Raw genomic sequence first — 23,959 nt, forward strand, 5'->3', positions numbered from 1 at the left:
CTTTTGGCTAAGTTTTTATTGAATTAGACATGAAATAGTGGTAATCTAAGAACTTGTATACATATACTTTTTTCAGCATCTTTTTTAAAAGTAACCCGTGACTTTTACTGGTAATATCTAAGGTGAAAGTATTCGTTTTTATCAACTTTCACAAAAAAGTCATATTACTTGAGCATTTACCTAAATACTTATAGATTAAAAATGTTATAATGTAATACGAGTTATCATTTAGCAAATAATGAAAAGAATAAAAATAAACGACTATATTGTCATTTAAAGAAATACCATGTAAAATGGATGTCGGTTCTAAAGTCAGGGGGGTGACGGTTTTGCACATCCTAGCAGTCAGTTTGAATTATAAATCAACGCCAGTTGAAATACGAGAAAAATTTTCTTTCCAGGATGATTTGGAAAAAGCTTTACCAAAGCTTAGAGACTCCAAAAGCATTTTAGAGTGCGTGGTTGTTTCAACCTGTAATCGCACAGAATTATACGTTGTAGCCGACCAGCTCCATACCGGCCGTTACTATACAAAGGTTTTCCTTTCGGAGTGGTTTAACATTCCTAAAGAAGAATTCAGTCATTACCTTCAAATCAGAGAAGATGAGCATGCGATTGAACATTTGTTTCGTGTAAGTTGCGGGTTGGACTCTATGATTCTTGGGGAAACACAAATTTTAGGTCAGGTCCGTTCCAGCTTTTTAGCTGCTCAAAGCCAGCAAACAACGGGTACAATTTTCAATCATTTATTTAAGCAAGCTATTACACTTGCGAAAAGGGCACATTCTGAAACAGCTATCGGGGAGAACGCCGTGTCTGTCAGTTATGCTGCAGTGGAACTTGGTAAAAAGATTTTTGGCGACTTTTCTAATAAAAAGGTCCTCATCATGGGTGCGGGTAAAATGAGTGAACTCACTGCTAAGCACTTGTCATCCAGTGGTGTAAATGATATTACAGTCATTAATAGAACAAAAGGGAAAGCCGAAGAATTAGCCACGAAGTTTTTTGGACGGGCAGGCAGTATGGATCAGCTCAAAAGTTCTCTTGAAACGACGGATATCGTAATTACCTCAACAGGATCAAAGGATTATGTCATCCGGAAAAAGGATGTACAAGAATTGATCCGCAAGCGAAATGGCCGCCCGTTATTTTTAGTGGATATTGCTGTTCCAAGAGATTTGGATCCTGACTTGGCAGATCTTGAAAATGTCTATTTATATGATATTGACGATCTGCAAGGAATCGTTGCTGCTAATTTGGAAGAACGAAAACAGGAAGCTGAAAAGATTGAATTGATGCTGGAAGAAGAGCTTGTTGAATTTAGTCAATGGCTGGATAAATTAGGGGTAGTCCCTCTTATATCGGCACTTCGTGACAAGGCTACTTCTATTCAACTTGAAACGATGCAAAGTTTAGAAAGAAAGCTAACGAGTCTTTCTGAACGTGAAAAGAAATTAATTCGAAAACATATGAAGAGTATTATCAACCAGTTACTGCGCGATCCAATAACAGCAATCAAAGAGATTCCTGATGAAGATCAGTCAGAGGAACTTCTGGCGTACATGACGAAAGTATTTGCTTTAGAGGAAAAACTTAGTGAACAAGAGAATGTTCTTGCGTGTAATATAAAGATTAACAAAGTTGAGCGAGAGTGGAATATTGAAAAGAAAAAGTCAAAATTGGCTGCGCAAAATGAAGCGGTTGTTCGCTCTATCTAGAGAGGATACATTATGTTCGGATTAAATCTGTTATATGTCCTCACTATCGTTTTCTACAGTTTGAGTGTGCTAGGTTATTTCATTGACTTTATCCAAAACAACCAGAAGGTGAATCGTGCTGCCTTCTGGTTGCTTTCTAGTGTTTGGGTATTACAACTCTTGTTTATTTTGATGAGAATGATTAAATACGACCGATTTCCCATCATGACAATATTTGAGGGGATGTTTTTCTATGCCTTTATACTGGTTACGATTGCATTAATCATAAATCGGTTATACAAGATGGATTTCTTAGTATTTGTCGTGAATCTTGTAGGGTTCTCAATATTAACGATCAGTTTATTCGCCCCGGCAGGAGATATATCCAGCCGATTATCTGAATTATTTATATTAGAACTCCTGATCATTCATGTAGTTGTATTACTTCTTTCCTATGGGATGTTTACGCTCTCCTTTGCGTTCTCTATGCTCTATTTTCTGCAACACCAAATGCTGAAGAGAAAGCTCTGGGGAAAACGAATGTCCCGAACAGGAAATTTATCCAATTTAGAAAGAAGGTCTTTTATATTTAACCTGGTAGGTTTTCCTCTTATGCTCATTGGTCTTATTTTAGGTGTCATCTGGGCGTGGGTAACCGTAGAGACAATTCCATGGAACGATGTGAAGGTATTAAGTTCTTTTATCGTATTATTTGTTTATGGGGTATACCTTTTTCAATATCAGGTGAAAAAGAGAAGAGGATATGAACTGGCGCTACTTAACATTGCTGCATTTCTAGTGTTGTTAATCAATTACTTTTTATCCAGCTCATTTTCAGAATTTCATATTTGGTAAAAACGTGATCTAGGCAAAACGGAGGTTGTTATGAGAAAAGTAGTTATTGGTTCAAGACGAAGTAATTTAGCGATGACCCAAACAAGATGGGTTATTGACCAACTAAACGAATTAAATCTTCCATACGAATTTGAAATTAAAGAAATTGTCACAAAGGGAGATCAAATCCTTGATGTTACACTATCAAAAGTTGGCGGAAAAGGATTGTTTGTAAAAGAAATTGAGAAAGCCATGTATGATGGTGAGATTGATATGGCAGTACATAGTATGAAGGATTTACCTTCAGAAATGGCAGAAGGACTCATAATCGGAGCAGTCCCGGACCGTGTTGATCCTCGGGATGCATTTATCTCTAACAGTGGTGAAAAGCTGATGGAACTGCCGCCAGGATCAATTGTAGGTACAAGCAGCTTAAGACGAAGTGCGCAAGTATTAGCAAGTCGTCCGGATTTGGAAATTCAATGGATTCGGGGGAATATTGATACCCGGCTACGTAAGTGTAGAGAAGAGAACTTCGATGCAATCATTCTAGCTGCAGCTGGACTTGAGCGAGTAGGATGGACGAAAGAGAAAGACTTGGTTACCGAGTATCTCGATCCGGAAACCTGCTTACCTGCAGTAGGACAAGGAGCTTTAGGTATCGAATGCCGAGCAGATGATGAAGATTTATTACAATTGCTAGATAAAATCAATCATCCGGATACTGCAAGAACTGTTTCTGCGGAACGCTCTTTTCTTCATACAGTTGAAGGCGGCTGCCAGGTTCCGATTGGCGGATATGCCGTGTTACAAGAAGACGGTCAGGTGAGTTTAACTGCCCTAGTAGGATCACCCGATGGAAAAATCATTTTCAAAGAAAACATTGTAGGACAGGATCCTATTGCAATCGGGAAAGAAGTTGCTGAAAAAATGTTAAATCAGGGTGCAAAAGAAGTACTCGATAAAGTAAAAGCTGAATTAGATCAATAACTGAGGGGATACACGATGAAAGCACTCCAAGGTGTAACAGTATTAAACACGAGAGCGACTCATCAAGCTGCTTCGTTAACTGAAATGATCGAAAAACGAGGGGGAATTTCAATAGAAATTCCCCTTATTGCGATTAAAGAACCTGAAAATTTTCTTGAAAGAAATCGTCAGCTTCAACAAGTAATGCACTGTGATTGGCTTATTTTCACGAGTGCAAATAGCTTCGAGTTTACAATGAATGCGATGATAGCAGGAAATATGCCTTTCCGTGAAATTATCATGCAGCGAAAAATTGCAGTAGTGGGCTCGAAGACAAAGGCCGCCGTAGAAAAAAAAGGGTTTAACGTCGATTTGTATCCACGAGATTTTGATGCAGAGCACTTAGCAGAAAAACTAATTGATCATACTAGTAAAGGGGAGACCTTTTTTTATCCTAGAAGCAACTTATCAAGAAAAGTATTAGTGGATAAATTGAAGCTGTCAGATCGCCATGTTAGTGAAATGGTTGCCTATGAAACAACAATAAATAAGCAGTTTCAAGAAGAATTGAATGAAATCATTTATAAAAAATCTGTCGATGTCGTTATTCTCACAAGCCCCTCTGCTGTGTGGTCCTTTTTTGAACAAATCACAAGCGAAAACAAAGCATACGTAAAAGAAACTTTAACGATAGCAGTGATAGGGCGTGTGACAGAAGAGGCACTTTCGCGATATGATGTAAGTAACATCCTTGTACCTAAAACATATACACTGGAAGCCGTTCTGGCATTAATTGAAAAAAATACATAACGTTTTGAAGGAGGAAATACAATGGAAAATGCTGAATTCCGTCGTCACCGCAGGTTAAGAAGGACTGCTGGAATCCGTTCGAGTGTCCGAGAAACACATCTTCGCACAGAAGATTTTATCTATCCTCTTTTTGTTGTAGAAGGCAAAAATGTAAAAAATGAGGTAGCATCTATGCCGGGTGTTTATCACCGCTCTCTTGACTTATTAAACGGAGAAGTAGATGAAGCCGTTGAAAGAGGCATTCAGTCGATTATTTTATTTGGCCTTCCTGATGAGAAAGATGATGTAGGTTCGTGTGCATATGATACAAATGGAATTGTTCAAAGAGCAACAAGACAAATTAAAGCTAGCCATCCGGAGTTAACGGTGATCGCTGATACGTGTCTTTGTCAATTTACAGACCATGGACACTGTGGGGTAGTGGAGGATGGAAAAATCCTTAATGATGAATCACTGGCATTACTCGCAAAGACAGCCGTATCCCAAGCAGAGGCGGGTGCAGATATTATTGCACCGTCAAATATGATGGATGGTTTTGTTTCAGCCATCCGTGCAGGGTTGGATCAAGCAGGCTATGAAGACATTCCGATTATGAGCTATGCTGTGAAATATGCTTCAGCATTTTACGGACCGTTCCGTGATGCTGCGAATAGTTCGCCGAAGTCTGGTGACCGTAAAACATACCAAATGGACCCAGCGAACAGACGTGAAGCTTTCCGTGAAGCACAATCGGATGTCGATGAAGGAGCGGACTTTTTAATTGTGAAACCTGCTCTGTCCTATCTCGATATTATCCGGGACATTCGTGATCGTCATGATTTGCCAATCGTTGCCTATAACGTCAGCGGGGAATATGCGATGGTGAAGGCTGCCGCACAAAACGGCTGGATTGATGAGAAAGAAGTAGTATTGGAGAAACTAACAAGTATGAAACGCGCCGGTGCAGATATGATCCTGACTTATTTTGCAAAAGACGCAGCAGCTTGGTTGAACGAAAGTAACTAATAGAAAGGTGGAAACATGCATGAATTGGAGTAAATCTGTCGAAGCATTTAACGAAGCAAAGCCACTAATGCCAGGCGGGGTAAATAGTCCCGTACGAGCATTTAAATCAGTAAACATGGATCCTATTTATATGGACCACGGAAAAGGTTCTCATATTTGGGATATCGATGGCAATGAATATATTGATTATATTCTTTCATGGGGACCACTGGTTCACGGTCACGCAGATGACCAAGTGGTAGACGCAATAAAAGCTGTCGCAGAAAAAGGGACGAGCTTCGGGGCTCCTCATGAAATGGAATCAAAGCTTGCAAAACTAGTGATTGAGCGCGTTCCGTCGATAGAGGTTGTGCGAATGGTCAACTCAGGAACAGAGGCGACGATGAGTGCACTACGGTTAGCGAGAGGTTATACAGGACGTGATAAGATCTTGAAATTTGAAGGCTGTTATCACGGACACGGGGATTCATTATTAATTAAAGCAGGATCCGGTGTCGCGACGTTGGGGCTTCCTGATAGCCCTGGTGTACCCAAATCAGTGGCAGCAACAACGCTAACGGTCCCTTACAATGATTTAGAAAGTTTAAAGGTTGCTTTCGAAAACTATGGTGACGACATTGCTGCTGTAATTTTAGAGCCAGTAGCCGGTAATATGGGTGTTGTTCGACCTGAACCTGGATTTTTAGAAGGTGTACGAGCAGTTACGGAAGAACACGGTTCATTAATGATTATGGATGAGGTAATGACCGGATTCCGTGTCGGTTACAACTGTGCGCAGGGAGAACTTGGCGTAACACCGGATCTAACTTGTTTAGGAAAAGTTATTGGGGGCGGTCTTCCTGTAGGTGCTTTTGGTGGTAAAAGAGAAATCATGGAGCGAATTGCTCCGGCTGGAGACATTTATCAAGCTGGCACACTTTCCGGAAATCCGTTGGCAATGACAGCTGGTTACGAAACATTAAGTCAGTTAACGAAAGAAAGCTATGAGCACTTTGACAAATTGGGGAAACAACTTGCAGAAGGTTTGGCAGCAGCAGCAGCTAAACATAATATCCCTCATTATGTAACGAGAGCAGGATCAATGGTAGGTTTCTTCTTTACGAATGAAAAAGTAATTAATTTTGAAACAGCGTCGTCGTCAAATTTAGATATGTTTAAACAGTATTTCCGGCTTATGCTCGAGAGTGGAGTATCCATCGCTCCTTCCCAATTTGAAGGGATGTTCTTGTCAACAAAGCATACGGAACAAGATATTAATCAAACAATTGATGCAGCAGAGAAAGCTTTTGCTCAAATTCAAAAATAACAGGAATAAGATCCCTTGAAGAATGTGTCATTCTTTTAAGGGATCTTTTTTTTGATTGTTTTTTTAGTGACACTCACATTGGCACTTGGATGTGGATGTCACCAAAATGCCCGGATAGGTACTCTCAACTGTCTTCAGCCGTGTGAGTGTCACTAACCAACAATGATAGTGACATTCAGACAAGAGAGCGCGCCTGAGTGTTTCTAAGCGATGTTTTCAGGGAGATCAACCGGACTCAGTGTCACCATAGAAAATAACTACAGAAAAAACACTCGTCTCCTGACCCTTATCTAGAAAAACAAGACTAATTTTTTAATAAAAAAGCCATCTCGATTTAAATCAGTCCCTCATGCGTGATCGCTTTTTCCACTTCATCTGTTAGTACTCCCATTTCTAGAAGCACCTGCTTCAAGGTTTTATTCTCGATATCCGCCTGCATCCCGATTTTTGCAGCAAGGTCATAACCCATAATTGGATTAAGTCCTGTTACAAGAGATAAGCTCGATTCCATAAACGTTTTACATACTGCTTCATCTGCTTGGATGCCAAGGATACATTTTGCAACAAGTGTCGATATAGCATTTGACATAATTTCAATGGAATCTAGAAAAGTGTGTGCAATGAGCGGCATCATCACATTGATTTCCAACTGGCTGGCTATTCCGGCTGTAGCTATGGCTGTTTCATAACCGATGACTTGGCAGCATACCATATGGACCATTTCTAAGATTGCCGGGTTAACCTTTCCGGGCATAATGGTCGACCCAGGTTGGACAGGAGGAAGGCTGATTTCAGCTAATCCTGTTCGAGGACCTGAGCTTAATAGTCGCAGGTCGCTAGTAATTTTAATTAGATGGACGGCCAGTTCTTTCAGTGCCGCCATGGTATGAATCGCGGCATTTCTATTTTGCATAAAACTAAACATATTACTAGGTTGTCGGAAAGGCATTTCTAATCGATTACTAATGACCTCGACTACTTTTTTTGGATAATCCGGATGAGTGTTGATGACTGTTCCAATTGCATTTCCGCCAAGACCGATTTCATATAATGGGTCTAGAGTAGCTTCAATTTGGGTATAAATCGATTGAATAGTGCTTGCAAAACCGGAGAATTCTTGTCCTAATCGAATAGGAACTGCATCGTGTAAATGAGTTCTGCCGGATTTCAATATCGGCATAAATTCAACTGATTTATCTTGAAGTGCCTGTTGTAAATCTAACAGTGCAGGCATAAGTTTACTAGTGATATTTTCAACTGCTGCTATATGAAGTGCAGACGGAAAAGTATCGTTTGTTGATTGGGCCATGTTGACGTGATCATTTGGATGGACTCGAAAAGATCCCACTGGTCCATTGGAGGAATTCTTTAATAATTCAGTAGCACGGTTTCCAATAACCTCATTTGCATTCATATTTTGAGAGGTTCCAGCACCGGCTTGGTAAACATCCACTTTAAATTGGTCATCCCATTTCCCTTGGATAACTTCTTCAGATGCTTCTATAATGGCATTAGCCGTTTCTTTAGGTAGTTTTCCTAATTCCATGTTTGTTAAAGCTGCAGAAGACTTAATGATCCCTTGAGCTCTAATAAAAGACCGGGGTAATGTTTTATTACTTATTGGAAAGTTTCCTATGGCACGTTGAGTTTGAGATCCATAATACGCGGAAGCAGGAACCAGTACGACACCCAACGTATCCATTTCTTTACGGTATTGATCGGAAGACATGAAATTCACTCCTTCGTTACCAATTTTATAGTAAACTTTGACTAACCGTTATTATGACCATAGGTGAGGATTAATAACCGAATGTTAAAAGACAAACGCGACAAAAAAAATCTTATTTTGAAATGGAGCATGATAGAAAATGAGTTATTATAAAATGTTACGGGATCACGTAGGGCAAGAACCGCTAATCTTACCAGGATCGACAGTGATTTTAATGAAAGAAAATCAAGTTTTATTACAAAAGCGAGATGACGGAGACTGGGGACTTCCAGGTGGGCTGATGGAGAGAGGAGAAAGTTTTGAGGAAACAGGCTTGCGGATTGAAATAGAGGACCTGAACAAAATAGATGTGTTCTCCGGAAAAGAGTATTATGTAGTGGCACCAAATGGGGACCCCTTTTATGTTATCGCCGCACTGTTTTATACGGAAAACTTTACAGGTGAATTAGTCATTGATAACGAAGAAACGTTAGACTTAAAATATTATTCTTTGAATGAACTTCCGGAAAAAATAAAAGGATCTCATCGGCATTTTTTAAAGTTATTTTCAGAGATATAGATGACAAGGACACTGAAAAAGTAAACATCGACTTTTTCAGTGTCCTTAGGAATATCCTCTGATAGCGACATTAATATTTTTATCCTCCGTCTTTACTTCTCTATCCTCATATTCTCTTATTAGGCATAACTGACTTCCTTTTTACATACAAGTGTATCGTATGAGTCTTTGTTCGTTCAGAAGTTGGACAACAAGCTAAAGTGCTCAATAGTAGTGAGATTTAGCAGGATGGAAAAGAGGAGGAATCATATTGAATAATGAAGGGTCTACATCGTTATCCTTTCCCATGAAAGAAGGGATTTGGCTTGATCGAGGGAAAAAACTAGATGAATTATTGACACTATCCTTAGAACCGGTTATCGACGTGGATGAAAAGGAAGATGAAGTAACTGTAAAAGGCGTACTTCAACTGTTTGGTGAATATCGCCCCTTAGAAAAGGAAGAATCTACGGGGAATCAGGCATCGTCCCTTGTTGATCAGTCAGCCTTCCGATCCGTGGAAGAGGTATCGTTATCTGAGGAAGGAATTGGTGAAATCCGGCACGAGTTCCCGATTGAAGTAACTATCCCTAGAGAACGTGTAGCTCGCCTTGAAGATATTTCTGTGGAAATAAATGAATTCGATTATGTTATGCCTGAGAAAGGTTTTCTGGAAATTACCGCTGATCTATCTATTTCTGGTGTGAGAGCCGAAGAACCAGTCTCAACTTCTGATGACGCAGAAGAAAGCACAGAGAAAGAGCTTGCACGTGAGGATAGGTCCTTTACGTTTGAGCAAGTAAGGAAAGTGGATGAGAAGGAACCGGATCAACTGTTTGGTGTTAGTGAGTCATCAGAAGGTTCTGAAGAGGAAGATTCAAGTGAAGAAGAAGAAAGTCAAGAAAATGAATTGACTTTCCAAGAACCGGTTACAGAAATCAAACGAGAACCATCGTGGTTGGATGAGAAAGAACTAGTTGGTACCATCGATGTTGAGGAAGAAGAGGATCATGCACCAAAAGTAAGCTTCCGATCCGTATTAGACGAAGAGGAAACGATAGAAGTTAGGGAAGAGCCAGAAGCATCCCATGATAATGACTATCAAAAAGAAGTGGTGAAAGCGCCGCGTCGTTTCCGAAAAAATGAGGCCAAAAAGCTAGAGGATGAGGAAAAATCCACCGAATCAAATGTGAAAGATGAAGAAGAAAGAGAACATGAAAATGCTCTGTATTTAACAAAGATGATGGCAAATGAAGCAGAAGCTTATTCAAAATTAAGGATGTGTATTGTCCAAGATGGCGAATCTTTGGATATGATTGCTGATCGCTATAAACTACAAGTGAGTCACCTGATGAGAACAAATCGTTTAGATGAGGAACAGGTTTCTGAAGGGCAAATATTATATATTCCAAGTCGACAATCTTCCTCAACCAGTTAAGGAAAGGGGGAGGAGTTATGATTAAGATTGAGCTATTGGAAAGAAGTTATCCTTTTCAATCGATTAGATGGATGATTGAAGGGAAAATTATGGATACGAATAAAGGAATGAAGGCTGTTCAACTTTGGAAAGAAGAAGATTTATTAGCATGGCATATCAAGTGGAGAGATGCATTAGCAGAGCACACTGGTATCATGACCAATCGTATGATTCAGACAATTACGGGGGAGAAGGTTCTATCGACTGATCTTGGGTTTATTACGGTCCATGATGTTGTGGAAGAAGCTTTTCCTATTTTCGATCATCCCAAGCAGATAGGGCAGTTTCTGGGGGAATATCTCGCATGCACGGCTGCTGAAGAAGATGATAGAGAAGTTCCTATCATTCCCGATCTAGAAAGAGATTTTGACATTCATTTTTTTGAAGAACTGTCACAATGGGATATTCTCCAAAAATTGAATCTAGAAGCTAAAAAAAGAGTGACAAAGGTTCGTGAACTGTTAAAAAATCATAGTCATATCTTCTACCATAACATCGTGCCACCGATTGAGTCGCTTATCCAAGCAAGATCTGTTCATCACAAGCTGTTCTGGGAGACCAGTGAAAAGAAACCAATATCTTGTTATGAAGCCTTAAGAAATGTGCTCCATGAATGGCATACAGAGGGACATGGGGCAAAAATAAAAGAAGTACTAGATGGTATTGATGAAACTTTCCCTCTCTCGGAAGAACGTGGAACGGCGTTATTAGCGAACTGTTTGTATCCTTGGGAATTACGGTCATTCGTTGCGAACGCTCTTGATAATGATGGTACTGGAACAATGGAGCAGCACTTTCAGTCATTTGCGCAGGAGTGGGACATTTCAAGGCGGCTTGTCAAAGATGTTGCAGGATGGTTGGTAAATAGCAGAGAGGGGGTTGTTCAATGATGAAGGAAACCTTGTCTACACCGTCAATAAGGGCAATCCTCTTTCACTATGATCTTTTCCCGCAAAAATTAGAAGCGATAGGAAAAATAGTTAAAGTAGAGACCCGGTACGGGACCTTTGCATTGAAACAAACAAAAATGACTCGGGAGGAAGGGGAATGGTTTATCCATGTTATCCGGCGACTAGATAGAATGAACTATCCGTTCGTTGTCCCAATCATTCCTACAAAATACGGGGATTACCTTGCGATGGATGATCATTCCACCTATTACCTCATGCCCTGGTACGAGGACCATCATGAGTTTCGTCACCCTGTCCAACCGGAAGAAACGCTCATTGAAGAAATTGCTAAGTTACATGGGTTAACGGAAAGAGTGCAGGATTATTCCGAAGAGTCTATATTAGAATCTTATAACCATTTGAAAAAAAGGTGGGATTTAAGGAAACTTGAGGTAGAAAAATTCGTAGATAGGATAGAGGCGCATACGTTTTATTCTCCATTTGAAATGGCATTTCTTACTCATTTCGAACGAGTTTCGCAAATGGCTAAAGAAGCAGAAAGAAATTTAGACCTATGGCTTGAGAAAGCAAAAGAATTGAAAAGTTACCGAAGTGTCTTGTGTCATGGACGTGTGAAACGAAACCATGCACTGTTTGATCCTTATGGTGCAGCACATTTTATTAACTTTGAAAAAGCTGTACTTGATTCTCCGGCAAGAGACCTGGCAACGCTTTTCCGGCACTTTTTTCATGAAGAACCTTGGAATGACATTGACGGACTTCACTGGCTTGCGATCTATGAAAAACAATTTGCACTTTTTGATGATGAGCGACACTTATTCATTAGCTATTTAGCATTTCCAGAAAGTATTTATCAGATGATGGACCATTATGTGAAGCCAGATCGAACTATATCTGAACTCGCTTGTGTAAAGCAGCTTGAACGTCGTTTGTTAACGATGGGAAGAATTCATCGGTTGATGAACGAAATGTATAAAAAAGAGTAAGGGAAATGGAAAATGTAAGTGAAGAAGTAAAAGTAAACCACTAGTGTGATACTGTAGTAGAAAGTGTTAAATCACAGTAATTTTAGCATCAAATAGTAATACCAGTAGCATAAAACAAACCGCTTGGATGTTTATATCCAAGCGGTTTGTTTTTTAACAATTAAGTTATCAATTTATGGAGGCGGAAGCTAACGTTGCATTTAATAAAAGACGCTACGCGTTTTTCTTAACTACTTAAAATAATGAAATAAGTAAATAACTGTTAAAATGCCGAGAAATATTACGTCGAAGGTTGTTGGCAAGAGTAAGGTTCGAATAAATTGAAAAATGATTAAAAGAAGCACCACTTGAAAAAATCCGTCTACAATATATTGAAAACGCCAATGAGTTCTTTTTCTTCCCATATTTCTCTGCATTTTACGATACATGTGATGTTGCTTGATTTTTCTCATTATAACGATACCTCCTCTTTTCCTCTGAAGTCATTTCTACAGTTTAATGTTAGAGTGTATTCTAAAAGGTGGGTAGCCCTTGAATTCGCTCTAGGCGACTACTTTTCTGCAAAAAAGTTTTATAACAACCTCATGTATATTGCAGACTATGCTAAAATTGTTTAATTGGTGTGTAAGAGGATTAAATATCATTTATTTAAAGATAATTTATATAATTGGCAGCTACCTTCACACCGCGCGTATCAAAGGAAACCCATCCTTGATACTTAAGAGATGGCGGCGGAAGCTAACGCTGTATTTGATAAAAGACGGCTATGCCGTTTTTCTTATGGTAATCCTATAGTAAATTGGATGGAAAATGAAACCTCTATTGATTATATGAATCATAAGGGGTAAAATACGAATATAGTTGAAAATGAAATGTGGAAAGGGAAGAGTACATCTCGAAACCATAAGAGAGGAAAACCAGCGTATATCGTTGCTGAGAGGTTTTCTTGGTGTTAAAGATGGAAAGTCGCCCTGGAGTTGTGGTTTTGAACAGAAAAGAGATTCTTTTCTTAGTAGTTATCGCCGGATCAGCCCGTTAACGCCTTGAGTGTACAGATCTGTTTTCGTTTGTTTTTTGGAAAATGAAAGTTTGTTTTGCTAGGAAGATCTGTAAACAAAGGTGGTACCGCGAGGAATATAATCCCTTCGTCCTTTGACGAAGGGGTTTTTTTGTATGCAATTTAATCGTTTTCAAGGAGGAGTTTATTATGACAGACGAACAAAATCAAGTTTCAATGCCGTCTAAGTATGATCCGTTAGGAACAGAAGCGAAGTGGTATAAATACTGGATCGACGGTAAATTTTTTGAAGCTACTGGTGATAAAACGAAAGAACCATATACCATTGTTATTCCACCACCGAACGTAACAGGAAAGCTCCATTTAGGTCATGCTTGGGATTCAACGTTACAGGATATCCTTGTCCGTGTGAAGCGGATGCAAGGCTATGATGCACTTTGGTTGCCTGGGATGGACCATGCGGGGATTGCAACACAAGCTAAAGTTGAAGGAAAACTTCGTGAACAAGGCACATCTCGTTATGATCTAGGCCGAGAAAAATTCATAGAAAAATCATGGGAATGGAAAGCCGAATATGCGGAGTTCATTCGTGAACAATGGGCAAAACTTGGTCTATCCCTTGATTATTCCCGTGAGCGGTTTACGCTGGACGAAGGATTGTCAGAAGCGGTTAAAGAAGTATTTGTTCGTCTTTATGAGGAAGGGCTTATTTACCGTGGAGAATACATTATAAACTGGGATCCTGACACCAAAACAGCGCTGTCGGACATTGAGGTTATTTATAAGGATGTGCAGGGTGGTTTTTATCATATGAAATATCCGCTCGCTGATGGTTCTGGACATATCGAAGTGGCAACAACCCGTCCGGAAACAATGCTTGGTGATACAGCTGTTGCTGTTCATCCTAAAGATGAGCGATATCAAGATCTTATCGGAAAAAAAGTAATTTTACCGATTGTAGGAAGAGAAATTGAGATCGTTGCAGATGATTATGTAGATATGGAATTTGGTTCTGGAGCAGTGAAGATTACGCCAGCTCATGATCCGAACGATTTTGAAATAGGGAACAGACATGATCTTGAGCGAGTCTTGGTCATGGACGAAGGCGGTAAAATGAATGAAAATGCCGGGAAGTATCAAGGAATGGATCGTTTTGAGTGTCGGAAGCAAATCGTAAAAGACTTGCAAGAAGATGGGATTTTATTTCATATTGAAGAACATGCGCACAGTGTTGGACATTCGGAACGAAGCGGCGCTGTTGTGGAGCCATACCTTTCTACACAATGGTTTGTTAAAATGGGACCATTAGCGGAACAAGCGATTGAATTGCAGAAAAGTGAAGGAAAAGTAAACTTTGTTCCAGAACGATTTGAAAAAACATATATGCACTGGATCGAAAATATCAGAGATTGGTGCATTTCCCGTCAATTATGGTGGGGTCACCGGATTCCGGCATGGCATCATAAAGAAACAGATGAAATTTATGTTGGAAGAACAGCACCTGAGGATATTGAAAATTGGGAGCAGGATGAAGATGTATTAGATACGTGGTTCAGCTCTGCGTTATGGCCTTTCTCTACAATGGGCTGGCCGAACGTGGATGCAGAAGATTTCCAAAGGCATTACTCGACTAACGCACTCGTTACAGGATACGACATCATCTATTTCTGGGTGGCTCGCATGATTTTCCAAGGAATACATTTCACTGATGAAAGACCGTTTAAAGATGTGTTAATCCATGGGCTTATTCGTGACGAACAAGGTCGTAAAATGAGTAAATCCTTAGGAAATGGTGTTGATCCACTTGAAGTGATTGATAAGTACGGAGCAGATGCTCTTCGCTTTTTCATCAGCACTGGCAGTTCTCCAGGGAATGACCTTCGTTTTTATTGGGAAAAGGTTGAGGCGAACTGGAACTTTGCGAATAAGATCTGGAATGCATCCCGTTTTGCGTTAATGAATATGGATGGATTAAAGTATAAAGAGATTGATATTAGCGGCAAAAAATCTATCGCAGATAAGTGGATTCTTACCCGGTTACAGGAAACAACTGATCACGTTACCAAATTTATTGATACGTATGAGTTTGGTGAAGTTGGACGATCGTTGTATAACTTTATTTGGGATGATTTCTGTGATTGGTACATTGAAATGGCAAAGTTACCGTTAAATGGGGAAAACGAAGAAGCCAAGCATACGACGCGATCCATTCTTGCCTATGTATTAGATGAAACGATGAGATTGTTACATCCGTTTATGCCTTTTATTACGGAAGAGGTTTGGCAACACCTTCCTCATAAAGGCGAATCGATTACGATTGCTTCATGGCCGGTGAAAGAAGAGTCCCTTATGGACACCGAGTCTGTAAAAGATATGCAACTTTTGCAAGAGATCATTCGCTCTGTTAGAAATACCCGTTCAGAATTGAATGTTTCGATGAGCAGAGAAATTAAGCTCTACATTAAAGCAAACTCTTCTAATGTGCTGGCGCAGTTGGAACGTGGAAAGTCATACTTGCAGCGTTTCTGTAACCCAAGTGAATTAGTTATCTCGACAGACTTAGAGGCACCAGAGAAATCAATGAGTTCCATTTTATCAGGCGTTGAACTTTACATGCCGCTTGAAGGACTTTTGGATCTTGATGCCGAAATAGATAGATTAAACAAAGAAGTAAAACGTTTAGATGGAGAAGTAATCAGACTTCAGAAAAAACTAGGAAACGAAGGCTTCATCAAAAAAGCACCTGAAAGTGTGGTTGCTGAAGAACGAGAAAAAGAAAAAGACTACACAGCTCAACGTGAAAAAGTCCAATTAAGAATAGCAGAATTGAAAAAATAACTGTTTTCCAAATAATGGGGGGTCTGTCCCCCATAGAGGTGATGACATGCAAGAGATTGCTTTTTACAATGATCAATTTGTAGATATGAATGAAAAAGTGGTACCAATTCAGGAACGTGGCCATCAATTTGGTGATGGCATTTACGAAGTAATTCGCGTCTACCATGGCGTCCCGTTTTATTTGGATGCTCATATGCAGCGGCTCAAAAAAAGTGCGGCTGCAATTGAGCTTCAATTACCTTTTTCTGTTGCTGAAATAAAAGAATTATGCATGGAAGGACTTCGCAGGTCTGACATGGAGGAAGCAGAAATATATATGCAGATTACCCGTGGAATTCACAGTCGTCAGCATCACTATCCAGATCAACCAAACTCTGTTTTTTCGATGACTGTTAGAAGAGCAAAAATTATCTCCAGTCAAGTCCGGACTGAAGGAATTAATGTTTTAACAGTAGAAGACGATCGTTGGAAAAAATGCTATATCAAATCTCTTAATCTATTACCTAATGTGATGGCAAAGCAAAAAGCTATCACAAATGGCTGTCAAGAAGCGGTTTACCATGACAATGGGATTGTGAAAGAAGGATGCAGCAGTAATCTCTTTATCGTAAAAAATGGAGTATTAGCGACATATCCGGCGTTAGATGGTATTTTACATGGAATTACTAGACAAATAGTTATGGAATTAGCAAAAGAGAGAAACATAAAAGTCGTTGAGAAAACTTTTACACTTGATGATCTTAAACAAGCAGACGAGGCATTTGTGACGAGTACGAATATGGAAATTGTTCCTTTGAAGCAGGTAGATGAAGATATTCTGCCAACGGAGCGACCAATAAGTAATCAACTTATCAAAGCATATCAACGAAAAGTACTGGAAAAAGTAACTAGCTTAACAAGTAAAATAACAACAACCAAATTATATTTCTAGAAGAGGCTGAATTAAATCAGTCTCTTTTTTTTTTTGCGGGGATTTATAAATTATTTTATCCTAATCAGTCGTCAATAATTCCCATTACTTTTATAGGTGGTTCGTAATGAAACAAGTTCAACTTTGGAATGATAACAAGGCGTGTAAAAATAGGAGGTGTTAATGATGACTAAGCGTAATAATAAAGGTGGCAGTAAAAATCAAAGCGCGCCGGAAAGAGGCGGAAAGCTAGACACAGAATTTGGTCAAGAAGTAGCTAGTGGCGATAACAATAAAGGAAAAGATTATAACTCCAAACGTGGCAGCAAATCGTCATTAAAAAACCCAAGTAATCATTAATTAAGAAAAACGCAAAGCGTCTTTTATTAAACATAGCGTGATCTTTAAAGCTACCCCGAGTAGCAACTACGTAATGCGTGTAGGTGCTACTCGAAAGGAGGGCGAACTTCCCTTGACTGTGGCGTAAAGATAGCTGTCAACTTATAAATTCTTGTAAAAAAGGAGCCATTTTTGGTTCCTTTTTCTACTCAGTTCTTATCTAGCATTCTTTATAGTATTGACCTTATTAAAACATATGAATGATATAAAAACTGCAAATTTGATAGATATATGTTAAAGAAAGGATAAATAAAATCAAATTCATCACCGACTGAGTATGTTTGCTTTTATTTTTGTTCTTTGCATACCTGTAAAAGAGCCAGTACCAAATAACAAGCATCATAACGGGTGTTCCAAGAAACATCCATAATGGAGCAGATTCAATAGGTATGGGAAACAAAGTTGTTAAAAATAAACTAAAGACCGTAGATACACCCGCAAGGAAAAGACTGATAAATTCCCAACTTTTCAGTCGAAAAAAGTGATTCACACTATTTGGATATGATTCTAAATGAAGGGAAATCCATAAATAACCACTGATCCACAACGCACTTAAGACAGAAGGAGTAAGTAATACATATATGTTAATCTCTCCTACAAATCCAAAACCAAATAAAATAGCAAAGGAAAAGATAGATAGGATAATAAGGGCGATGAAATAAACCGTATGAAAAAGAATTGCCTTCACAATAATCTCCCTCCTCGTAAACAAACTTAAGATAAGTCCCGTGCATAGTTCAAACAGAATGAAAAGTCATTTTATACTTTTAGTTAAATTTTAACATAAATATCCAATTAATTTTGGAAAACAGCTATACCTAAAATGCCTGACAAATTATCCGGTAATTTGTCAGGCATTTTAGGTTATTAGGAAGTCGATTTTATGCGTGTGAAATAATGACGCTCTTCATTGTCACCTTTGCTTTTCTTCTAAATTACGCCTTAAGTCTTATGAAAGATAATACTCAGGAACATTATACCGACAAAGGTTTCCAGATAAGATGAAGATAAGAAATAAGAAAGGAGGAGAAACAATGAAATCATTTCTCATGTTTGTGCTAGGAATTGCGGCAGTGTTTGTATTTTTAGCAAATTTAGGACCATTAATCTTGATTGGCATAAGCTTGTTTTTACTCTATGTCATTTACAAACAGTTTATAAAGTCAGAATCTACTTTCTCGAAGGTGGTTTGGATCGTTCTAGGGCTAATCGTATTATAAGTATGACGGTCTCTAATATATTTGCGCTTGTGGGAGTTTTAGCTCTTTATTTGCTGTATGTTATGTTTCGCGGAGATAAGGAAGAAAAAGCGGAGAAAGCTTCAAAAACAGAAGACCCATTTGTGAACTTTGAACGAGAGTGGGCAGAGCTAAAAAATTAATATTAATACCAGACAAAAGTCTAAAAGCGGATTGTATTTAAATAAATTTACGAGGAGAGAATATCATGTCAAATATATTTACCAGAATGAAGGAAACGGTAGCGAGTGATTTGCACGGAATGATGGATAAAAAAGAAGAAAAAAATCCAATTTCAGCCTTGAATCATTATTTAAGGCAAAGTGAGCAAGAAACGGAAAAAGTACGTGTGTTAGTGGAAAGACAGCACCGTTTAAAAGAAGAGTTTTCACGTGAACGACTGCTGGCAGAAGAGATGGCTGAGAAGCGAAAGCGCCAGCTGGAAATAGCCAAAGAAGCAGGGGAATCGGAGTTGACTCAATTCGTCCAGCAAGAATATGAAGAATACTCAGAACGGGCGGAGCGATTAACATTAAGCCAAATAGAAGCGATGAAGCAGCTTGAAGCCCTAGAGAAAAAGTACGAAGAAATGATGCACAAATTGAAGGATATGCGTATAAAACGCATGGAACTTATGGGACGTGAAAATGTCGCCAAAGCGCGTCACCAAATGAGTAGGATAACAGAAGAAACCGTCGAAGAACCTTACTCGAAATTTGGAGAGATGGAGCGTTACATCGAGGGATTAGAACATAAATTAAACCGTGATTATTATCACCATACGATTGATAGTAAAATCGCAGCCTTAGAGAAAAATCGTAATTTCCAACAAAATAATACGGTATTAGAGTATAAGTGATATGATAGAAAAAGACGTTTCAGCGTTTTTGTAACACTCAAAAATGCGAACAATACCTAGTCAAACCTTGCCCCAAACACTCAACTAGAAGGAGGCCACCATCATGCTGAAGAAACTGTCAACAAATACGGTAAATTGGATCATCATGATTACTTTGGCGATTCTTCTAGTTGAATTAATGTTTTTTGGCGGGGGATTTTTGTTTAACACCCTGTTCCTCGGATTTCTTATATTTCTAGGTTGGAAAAATTACCATGGACTGATTGGCAAAGTTTTATTTTGGATAGGAATAGTGAGTCTTGCACTAACCGTATTAAACATGGTTGCTATCAGGTTTTTGTTTATATCCCTTATTATTCTTTTCTTCATACAATACAGACGTTCAAAAAGTGAACCGGAATATATAAAGCCAAGATTTGATGCCAGTATAAAGCCGGAAACAGAAACCTTAACAGAAATTAAACCGCTTTTGCAGCATCGTTTTTACGGGGAACATAAAACAGAGGATGTCCCTTACCAGTGGCGTGATGTGAATATTCATGGAGGTTTCGGAGATCGGATCATAGATTTAAGTAACACCGTTATCCAGGAAGATGCCGTGATCTCGATCCGCCATTTTATGGGAAGTATCAAAATATATGTACCGTATGAAATGGAAGTCTCCGTCCAACACAGCTGTATGTTTGGACATCTTTCTATTTTTCAGAGTCAAGAAATGAAACTGTTAAACCAATCTGTTGCTTTTCAAACGGATAATTACACCGGCGGCAAGCCAAGAGTAAAGATCGTAACCTCAATATTCTCTGGAGATATTGAGGTGAGACGATCGTGAATCTCTTTATTCGGCAAACGTTGCTCGCCTTTCTTGGATTTAGTATCGTAGCATTGATCTTATTATTCGTTACCTTTACTGCTTTTCCAATCACAGAATGGTCTCTTCTTTGGCAGGTAAAAGTCTTCGATCTTCCCTACCTGTATTTTATTTTGGCGATTATCGGAGCTTCCTCTTTAATTGTAGGCATGTCACAGAGTGCTTTTTGGAGAAAGAAGCTGGGAGCGATTCGGCAAAATTTAGATGACTTAATAAAAGGACAAAAATTAGGCTCAGCGTCAGAAGAAACTGTTCAGGAATTGACAACGGTACAGGAACAGATCTTTCGTTTGGAATCGAAACTGTTAAAACAGACGGAAGCTGCCCAAAAGCTTGCGACTGAAAGAACAGATGAACGAGAGAAAAGTCTTCAAGAAGTAGTGATCCAGGAACGGAACAGGCTGGCAAGAGAACTTCATGATTCCGTAAGTCAGCAGCTTTTTGCTGCATCTATGATGATGGCAACAATTAATGAAACGAATCCGCCTGAAGATCCTGTGATGAAAAAGCAATTAGCGATGATTGAAAAAATGATTGACCAATCTCAGTTAGAAATGCGAGCATTGTTACTTCATTTAAGACCTGCAGCATTAAAAGGGAAGTCACTCACAGAAGGAATAAATGAATTACTGATTGAATTAAAAGAGAAAGTACCAATGGAGATGGAAACGAAGATAGAATCGTTGGATTTAGATAGAGGCGTTGAGGATCATCTTTTTCGGATTTTACAAGAAAGCATCTCTAACACATTGAGACATTCCAAAGCTAGTCATCTACAAGTAATGCTGATTGAGCGAGATGATAATGTCATTATGCGAATTGCCGATGATGGCGTTGGTTTTGATGTGCAGGAAGTGCAAAATCACGGCTCCTATGGCATGCAGAGTATGAGTGAACGAGCGTTGGAAATTGGCGGAACATTAAAAGTTGTAAGTGTCAGGGAAGAAGGAACTCGGTTAGAAGTAAAAGTGCCCGCGATCAGGAAAGAGGGAGAAACGGATGATTAGCGTATTATTTGTAGATGATCATGAAATGGTCCGCATAGGAGTGTCAGCATATCTATCTGCTCAGCCAGATATTGATGTCATTGCAGAGGCAGATGATGGAACAAAGGCAGTTAAACTCGCGTTGGATTTAAGGCCTGATATTATATTAATGGACTTGGTCATGAAAGAAATGGACGGTATCGAAGCAACCAAACGGATCATTAATGAATGGCCGCAAGCAAAGATTATTATCGTAACCAGTTTCTTAGACGACGAAAAGGTGTATCCTGCTTTAGAAGCCGGGGCAACAAGTTATATGTTGAAAACTTCAAAGGCAAGTGAGATTGCAAAAGCGATTCGAGCAACGTACGAAGGGCAAACAGTACTAGAGCCGGAAGTCACCGGAAAACTAATGTCAAAGATGCGCAAAAATAGTCAGGCACCGGTTCTCCATGAACAATTAACAGAGAGAGAGAAAGATGTATTACGGCTCATGAAACAAGGTAAGAGCAATCAGGAAATCGCCGATGAACTTTACATCGCTCTTAAAACAGTCAAAGTCCATGTAAGTAATATTTTAGGGAAATTGGACGTCCACGATCGGACACAAGCCGTCATTTATGCCTTTAACCAGAAGTTGTATGAATAACTTGTGATAATAGAATGTAACAGTACTGCTAAAGTCAATAATCGCTAAAAAAAGTGAGGATTCTGTTAAATCTTTTATTGTACAGAACTTAAACGTGACATATAATTACAAGTGAAACGTCAATTTAAAAGTGTACGAGTAGAACAATCATATTAAATTTCAAAGCTTTTCTATTTAGGGAAGCTTTTTTTACATTCGAGAACGTATTGTATGTCAAAAAAGTAATACCTTTCGTTTTATAATTAAAAGTCTGAATTATCAATCTTTTTAATGCATAAGGAGAGGTACAATCATGGAGGACAACGAGAGAGAAATCTCATCCGCAGAAGGTAGCTACGGGATGGTTTCAACAGCTTCAAAACAAGCAACAGAAGCAGGAGTAGAGATATTAGAAAAAGGAGGCAATGCGATTGATGCGGCAGTAGCTGCTGCTTTTTGTCTCGGAGTTTCAGAGCCTCAGGCTTCAGGTATTGGAGGACAATCTATGGCTCTAGTGCATCTGGCGCAAGAGAAACGTATTTTTGCATTGGATGGCTCTTCACGTGCCCCTTTTGCACTTCAACCTGCAAGAAATCCAAAGAAACCGATTAAACTAGGACTAAAATCAAGTACGGTTCCTTCGACAGTAGCATCTTTAGGATACTTACAAGAAACTTACGGAAACTTATCGTTTTCGGATGTACTGGAACCTGCAATTAAAGTTGCAGAACAAGGGTTTACTGTGACCCCACTTATTCATCGACTATTAAGAAAAGAGACGGTTCAATTGTTAAAAGACAGAAACATTAAGCGATTATTTTTTCATAATAATACGCCAAAACAACCTGGGGATACCGTCATTCAACCTGAATTGGCAGCAACTATGCGGAGAATGGCTGTGAAGGGTTGGCGTGATTTTTACACGGGGGATATTGCAGATTTTATCGTTAAGGACATGCAGAAACGCGGGGGATTAATTACGAAACTGGATTTGAACCAGATTCCTATGCCAGTTGAAAGAGAAGCACTTGAGAGTACATACAGAGACTATGATATATACACGTATCCACCACCAGGAGCGGGAAGAGTGCTTGTACAAATATTAAATACGCTCGAGGGTTTTCCTTCAGAAAGCTTAAATCCTGATAAGCCTATAGGAGCAGTGATTTCTGCGCTAGCATTTCGATTCGCTCTTAATTATCGAAAACGGATGCCAGTCCATCCTGATCATTATTTACAATCCGTTAACCAGATGTTGGTTGATAAAGGGTACGCAAAAGAAATTACGAAACGAATCCAAGAAATTTATAATTTAGCACTGAAAGATACGTTTTTGCCACCACCTACCAGTGGGGAGACGACCCATTTATCGGTTGTTGATAAGGATGGAAATTCAGTAGGCATCACACAATCCATTGAACTCGTTTTCGGTAGTAAGACAATGGCTGATGGACTTGGATTTTTTTATAACAATTATATGAGTGCATTTGAATACAAAAATATAGCTCATCCATATTATTTATTACCTGGTGGAAGACCATGGAGCAGTGTGGCACCGGTACTGTTATTTTCGAAAGGAAAGCCGCAGTATTTGCTGGGGAGTCCTGGAAGCAGCCGAATATCTACGGCATTGGCTCAAGTCATTGTTCGTCTCATAGACAATGAAGAGTCCCTGGAAGAAGCAATCAGCGCTCCTCGTTTTCACGCCTCCGATACCGGGGAGATATTAATAGAAAAAGATCGGTTTGACCAAGAGATTTATACAGCACTTGATATTTCGGGATTTGATTTGAAAAAACGAGGCTCTTACAGTTTTTCTTTAGGATGTGTGCAAGGAGTTCAAATGCCAGTGAAGTGGCGTGAATCTTATAAGGGGGTGGCAGATCCTAGACGTGATGGAACAGCCCGCGGACCAGAAGAGGCCTAGACAAGAAGTCGGTTAAGTCAAAT

23 protein-coding genes and 1 other annotated feature are annotated in these 23,959 nt (G+C 39.2%); of the genes, 20 read left to right on the forward strand and 3 right to left on the reverse strand.

Annotated features, from left to right (window positions below; all coding sequences use genetic code 11):
• Positions 1–329 precede the first annotated feature (329 nt).
• The 6 genes from hemA to hemL are packed head-to-tail and all read left to right on the forward strand — an operon-like array spanning position 330 to position 6,621.
• Positions 330–1,718 (forward strand): glutamyl-tRNA reductase, encoded by a 1,389-nt coding sequence (gene hemA, locus ACHABW_RS08950; RefSeq protein ID WP_435754983.1) that lies wholly within the window; start codon positions 330–332, stop codon positions 1,716–1,718.
• A 12-nt stretch (positions 1,719–1,730) separates the two neighbouring features.
• Positions 1,731–2,552: a cytochrome C assembly family protein gene (locus ACHABW_RS08955; protein WP_110934970.1), complete on the forward strand. Its 822-nt coding sequence runs from the start codon at positions 1,731–1,733 to the stop codon at positions 2,550–2,552.
• Between the two features lie 30 nt (positions 2,553–2,582).
• Entirely contained in the window at positions 2,583–3,521 is a 939-nt protein-coding gene (gene hemC, locus ACHABW_RS08960) for a hydroxymethylbilane synthase (protein WP_435754984.1), read from the forward strand.
• A 15-nt stretch (positions 3,522–3,536) separates the two neighbouring features.
• The gene (locus tag ACHABW_RS08965; protein ID WP_435754985.1) at positions 3,537–4,310 is read left to right on the forward strand and encodes a uroporphyrinogen-III synthase; all 774 of its coding nucleotides are present in this window, start codon (positions 3,537–3,539) and stop codon (positions 4,308–4,310) included.
• A 21-nt stretch (positions 4,311–4,331) separates the two neighbouring features.
• The gene (gene hemB / locus ACHABW_RS08970; protein WP_435754986.1) at positions 4,332–5,315 is read left to right on the forward strand and encodes a porphobilinogen synthase; all 984 of its coding nucleotides are present in this window, start codon (positions 4,332–4,334) and stop codon (positions 5,313–5,315) included.
• A 19-nt stretch (positions 5,316–5,334) separates the two neighbouring features.
• The gene (gene hemL, locus ACHABW_RS08975; RefSeq protein WP_435754987.1) at positions 5,335–6,621 is read left to right on the forward strand and encodes a glutamate-1-semialdehyde 2,1-aminomutase; all 1,287 of its coding nucleotides are present in this window, start codon (positions 5,335–5,337) and stop codon (positions 6,619–6,621) included.
• Between the two features lie 334 nt (positions 6,622–6,955).
• Here hemL and ACHABW_RS08980 read toward each other — a convergent pair whose 3' ends face one another.
• Positions 6,956–8,350 carry a class II fumarate hydratase gene (locus ACHABW_RS08980; protein WP_435754988.1) on the reverse strand — a complete coding sequence of 465 codons (1,395 nt, stop codon included), beginning with the start codon at positions 8,348–8,350 and terminating at the stop codon, positions 6,956–6,958.
• Between the two features lie 139 nt (positions 8,351–8,489).
• On the opposite strand from ACHABW_RS08980, the gene ACHABW_RS08985 reads away from it, so the two are divergent.
• The 4 genes from ACHABW_RS08985 (at position 8,490) to ysxE (ending at position 12,262) form a co-directional block, all read left to right on the forward strand.
• Positions 8,490–8,909, forward strand: a complete 420-nt coding sequence (locus ACHABW_RS08985; RefSeq protein ID WP_435754989.1) for an NUDIX hydrolase — start codon at positions 8,490–8,492, stop codon at positions 8,907–8,909.
• A gap of 250 nt (positions 8,910–9,159) precedes the next feature.
• Positions 9,160–10,326 carry a stage VI sporulation protein D gene (gene spoVID, locus ACHABW_RS08990; RefSeq protein WP_435754990.1) on the forward strand — a complete coding sequence of 389 codons (1,167 nt, stop codon included), beginning with the start codon at positions 9,160–9,162 and terminating at the stop codon, positions 10,324–10,326.
• Positions 10,327–10,343: 17 nt separating this feature from the next.
• Complete coding sequence (locus ACHABW_RS08995; RefSeq protein WP_435754991.1) at positions 10,344–11,255, forward strand: hypothetical protein; 912 nt, start codon at positions 10,344–10,346, stop codon at positions 11,253–11,255.
• Positions 11,252–12,262 (forward strand): spore coat protein YsxE, encoded by a 1,011-nt coding sequence (gene ysxE, locus ACHABW_RS09000; protein WP_435754992.1) that lies wholly within the window; start codon positions 11,252–11,254, stop codon positions 12,260–12,262. Before ACHABW_RS08995 ends, ysxE begins: the two co-directional genes overlap by 4 nt.
• Before the next feature lie 230 nt (positions 12,263–12,492).
• On the opposite strand, the gene ACHABW_RS09005 is transcribed toward ysxE, so the two are convergent.
• Positions 12,493–12,714 carry a hypothetical protein gene (locus ACHABW_RS09005; RefSeq protein WP_110934985.1) on the reverse strand — a complete coding sequence of 74 codons (222 nt, stop codon included), beginning with the start codon at positions 12,712–12,714 and terminating at the stop codon, positions 12,493–12,495.
• Between the two features lie 414 nt (positions 12,715–13,128).
• Positions 13,129–13,418, forward strand: a binding site (T-box leader).
• Positions 13,419–13,469: 51 nt separating this feature from the next.
• Here ACHABW_RS09005 and ACHABW_RS09010 point away from each other — a divergent pair.
• The 3 genes from ACHABW_RS09010 to ACHABW_RS09020 all read left to right on the forward strand — a co-directional run bounded on the left by ACHABW_RS09010 (position 13,470) and on the right by ACHABW_RS09020 (position 17,388).
• Positions 13,470–16,118: a valine--tRNA ligase gene (locus ACHABW_RS09010; protein WP_435754993.1), complete on the forward strand. Its 2,649-nt coding sequence runs from the start codon at positions 13,470–13,472 to the stop codon at positions 16,116–16,118.
• 46 nt (positions 16,119–16,164) lie between these two features.
• Positions 16,165–17,049 carry an aminotransferase class IV gene (locus ACHABW_RS09015; RefSeq protein ID WP_435754994.1) on the forward strand — a complete coding sequence of 295 codons (885 nt, stop codon included), beginning with the start codon at positions 16,165–16,167 and terminating at the stop codon, positions 17,047–17,049.
• A gap of 162 nt (positions 17,050–17,211) precedes the next feature.
• Entirely contained in the window at positions 17,212–17,388 is a 177-nt protein-coding gene (locus ACHABW_RS09020) for an imidazoleglycerol-phosphate dehydratase (RefSeq protein WP_435754995.1), read from the forward strand.
• 226 nt (positions 17,389–17,614) lie between these two features.
• On the opposite strand, the gene ACHABW_RS09025 is transcribed toward ACHABW_RS09020, so the two are convergent.
• Positions 17,615–18,115 carry a hypothetical protein gene (locus tag ACHABW_RS09025; RefSeq protein ID WP_435754996.1) on the reverse strand — a complete coding sequence of 167 codons (501 nt, stop codon included), beginning with the start codon at positions 18,113–18,115 and terminating at the stop codon, positions 17,615–17,617.
• A gap of 346 nt (positions 18,116–18,461) precedes the next feature.
• Here ACHABW_RS09025 and ACHABW_RS09030 point away from each other — a divergent pair, with 346 nt between their 5' ends.
• The 7 genes from ACHABW_RS09030 (at position 18,462) to ggt (ending at position 23,936) form a co-directional block, all read left to right on the forward strand.
• On the forward strand, positions 18,462–18,647 hold the full coding sequence (locus tag ACHABW_RS09030; RefSeq protein WP_435754997.1) for a hypothetical protein: 186 nt from the start codon (positions 18,462–18,464) through the stop codon (positions 18,645–18,647).
• Positions 18,617–18,808: a hypothetical protein gene (locus tag ACHABW_RS09035; protein WP_435754998.1), complete on the forward strand. Its 192-nt coding sequence runs from the start codon at positions 18,617–18,619 to the stop codon at positions 18,806–18,808. Before ACHABW_RS09030 ends, ACHABW_RS09035 begins: the two co-directional genes overlap by 31 nt.
• 65 nt (positions 18,809–18,873) lie before the next feature.
• Positions 18,874–19,524 carry a PspA/IM30 family protein gene (locus ACHABW_RS09040; RefSeq protein ID WP_435754999.1) on the forward strand — a complete coding sequence of 217 codons (651 nt, stop codon included), beginning with the start codon at positions 18,874–18,876 and terminating at the stop codon, positions 19,522–19,524.
• A 103-nt stretch (positions 19,525–19,627) separates the two neighbouring features.
• Positions 19,628–20,356: a cell wall-active antibiotics response protein LiaF gene (gene liaF, locus ACHABW_RS09045; RefSeq protein ID WP_435755000.1), complete on the forward strand. Its 729-nt coding sequence runs from the start codon at positions 19,628–19,630 to the stop codon at positions 20,354–20,356.
• Complete coding sequence (locus ACHABW_RS09050; protein WP_435755001.1) at positions 20,353–21,402, forward strand: sensor histidine kinase; 1,050 nt, start codon at positions 20,353–20,355, stop codon at positions 21,400–21,402. Before liaF ends, ACHABW_RS09050 begins: the two co-directional genes overlap by 4 nt.
• The gene (locus tag ACHABW_RS09055; RefSeq protein ID WP_110934994.1) at positions 21,395–22,030 is read left to right on the forward strand and encodes a response regulator; all 636 of its coding nucleotides are present in this window, start codon (positions 21,395–21,397) and stop codon (positions 22,028–22,030) included. Before ACHABW_RS09050 ends, ACHABW_RS09055 begins: the two co-directional genes overlap by 8 nt.
• A gap of 292 nt (positions 22,031–22,322) precedes the next feature.
• Positions 22,323–23,936, forward strand: coding sequence for a gamma-glutamyltransferase (gene ggt, locus ACHABW_RS09060; RefSeq protein ID WP_435755002.1), 1,614 nt, complete (start codon positions 22,323–22,325; stop codon positions 23,934–23,936).
• Positions 23,937–23,959: the final 23 nt, after the last annotated feature.

This window comes from Salipaludibacillus sp. CF4.18 (assembly GCF_051262595.1).
Classification (GTDB): domain Bacteria; phylum Bacillota; class Bacilli; order Bacillales; family Salisediminibacteriaceae; genus Salipaludibacillus; species Salipaludibacillus neizhouensis.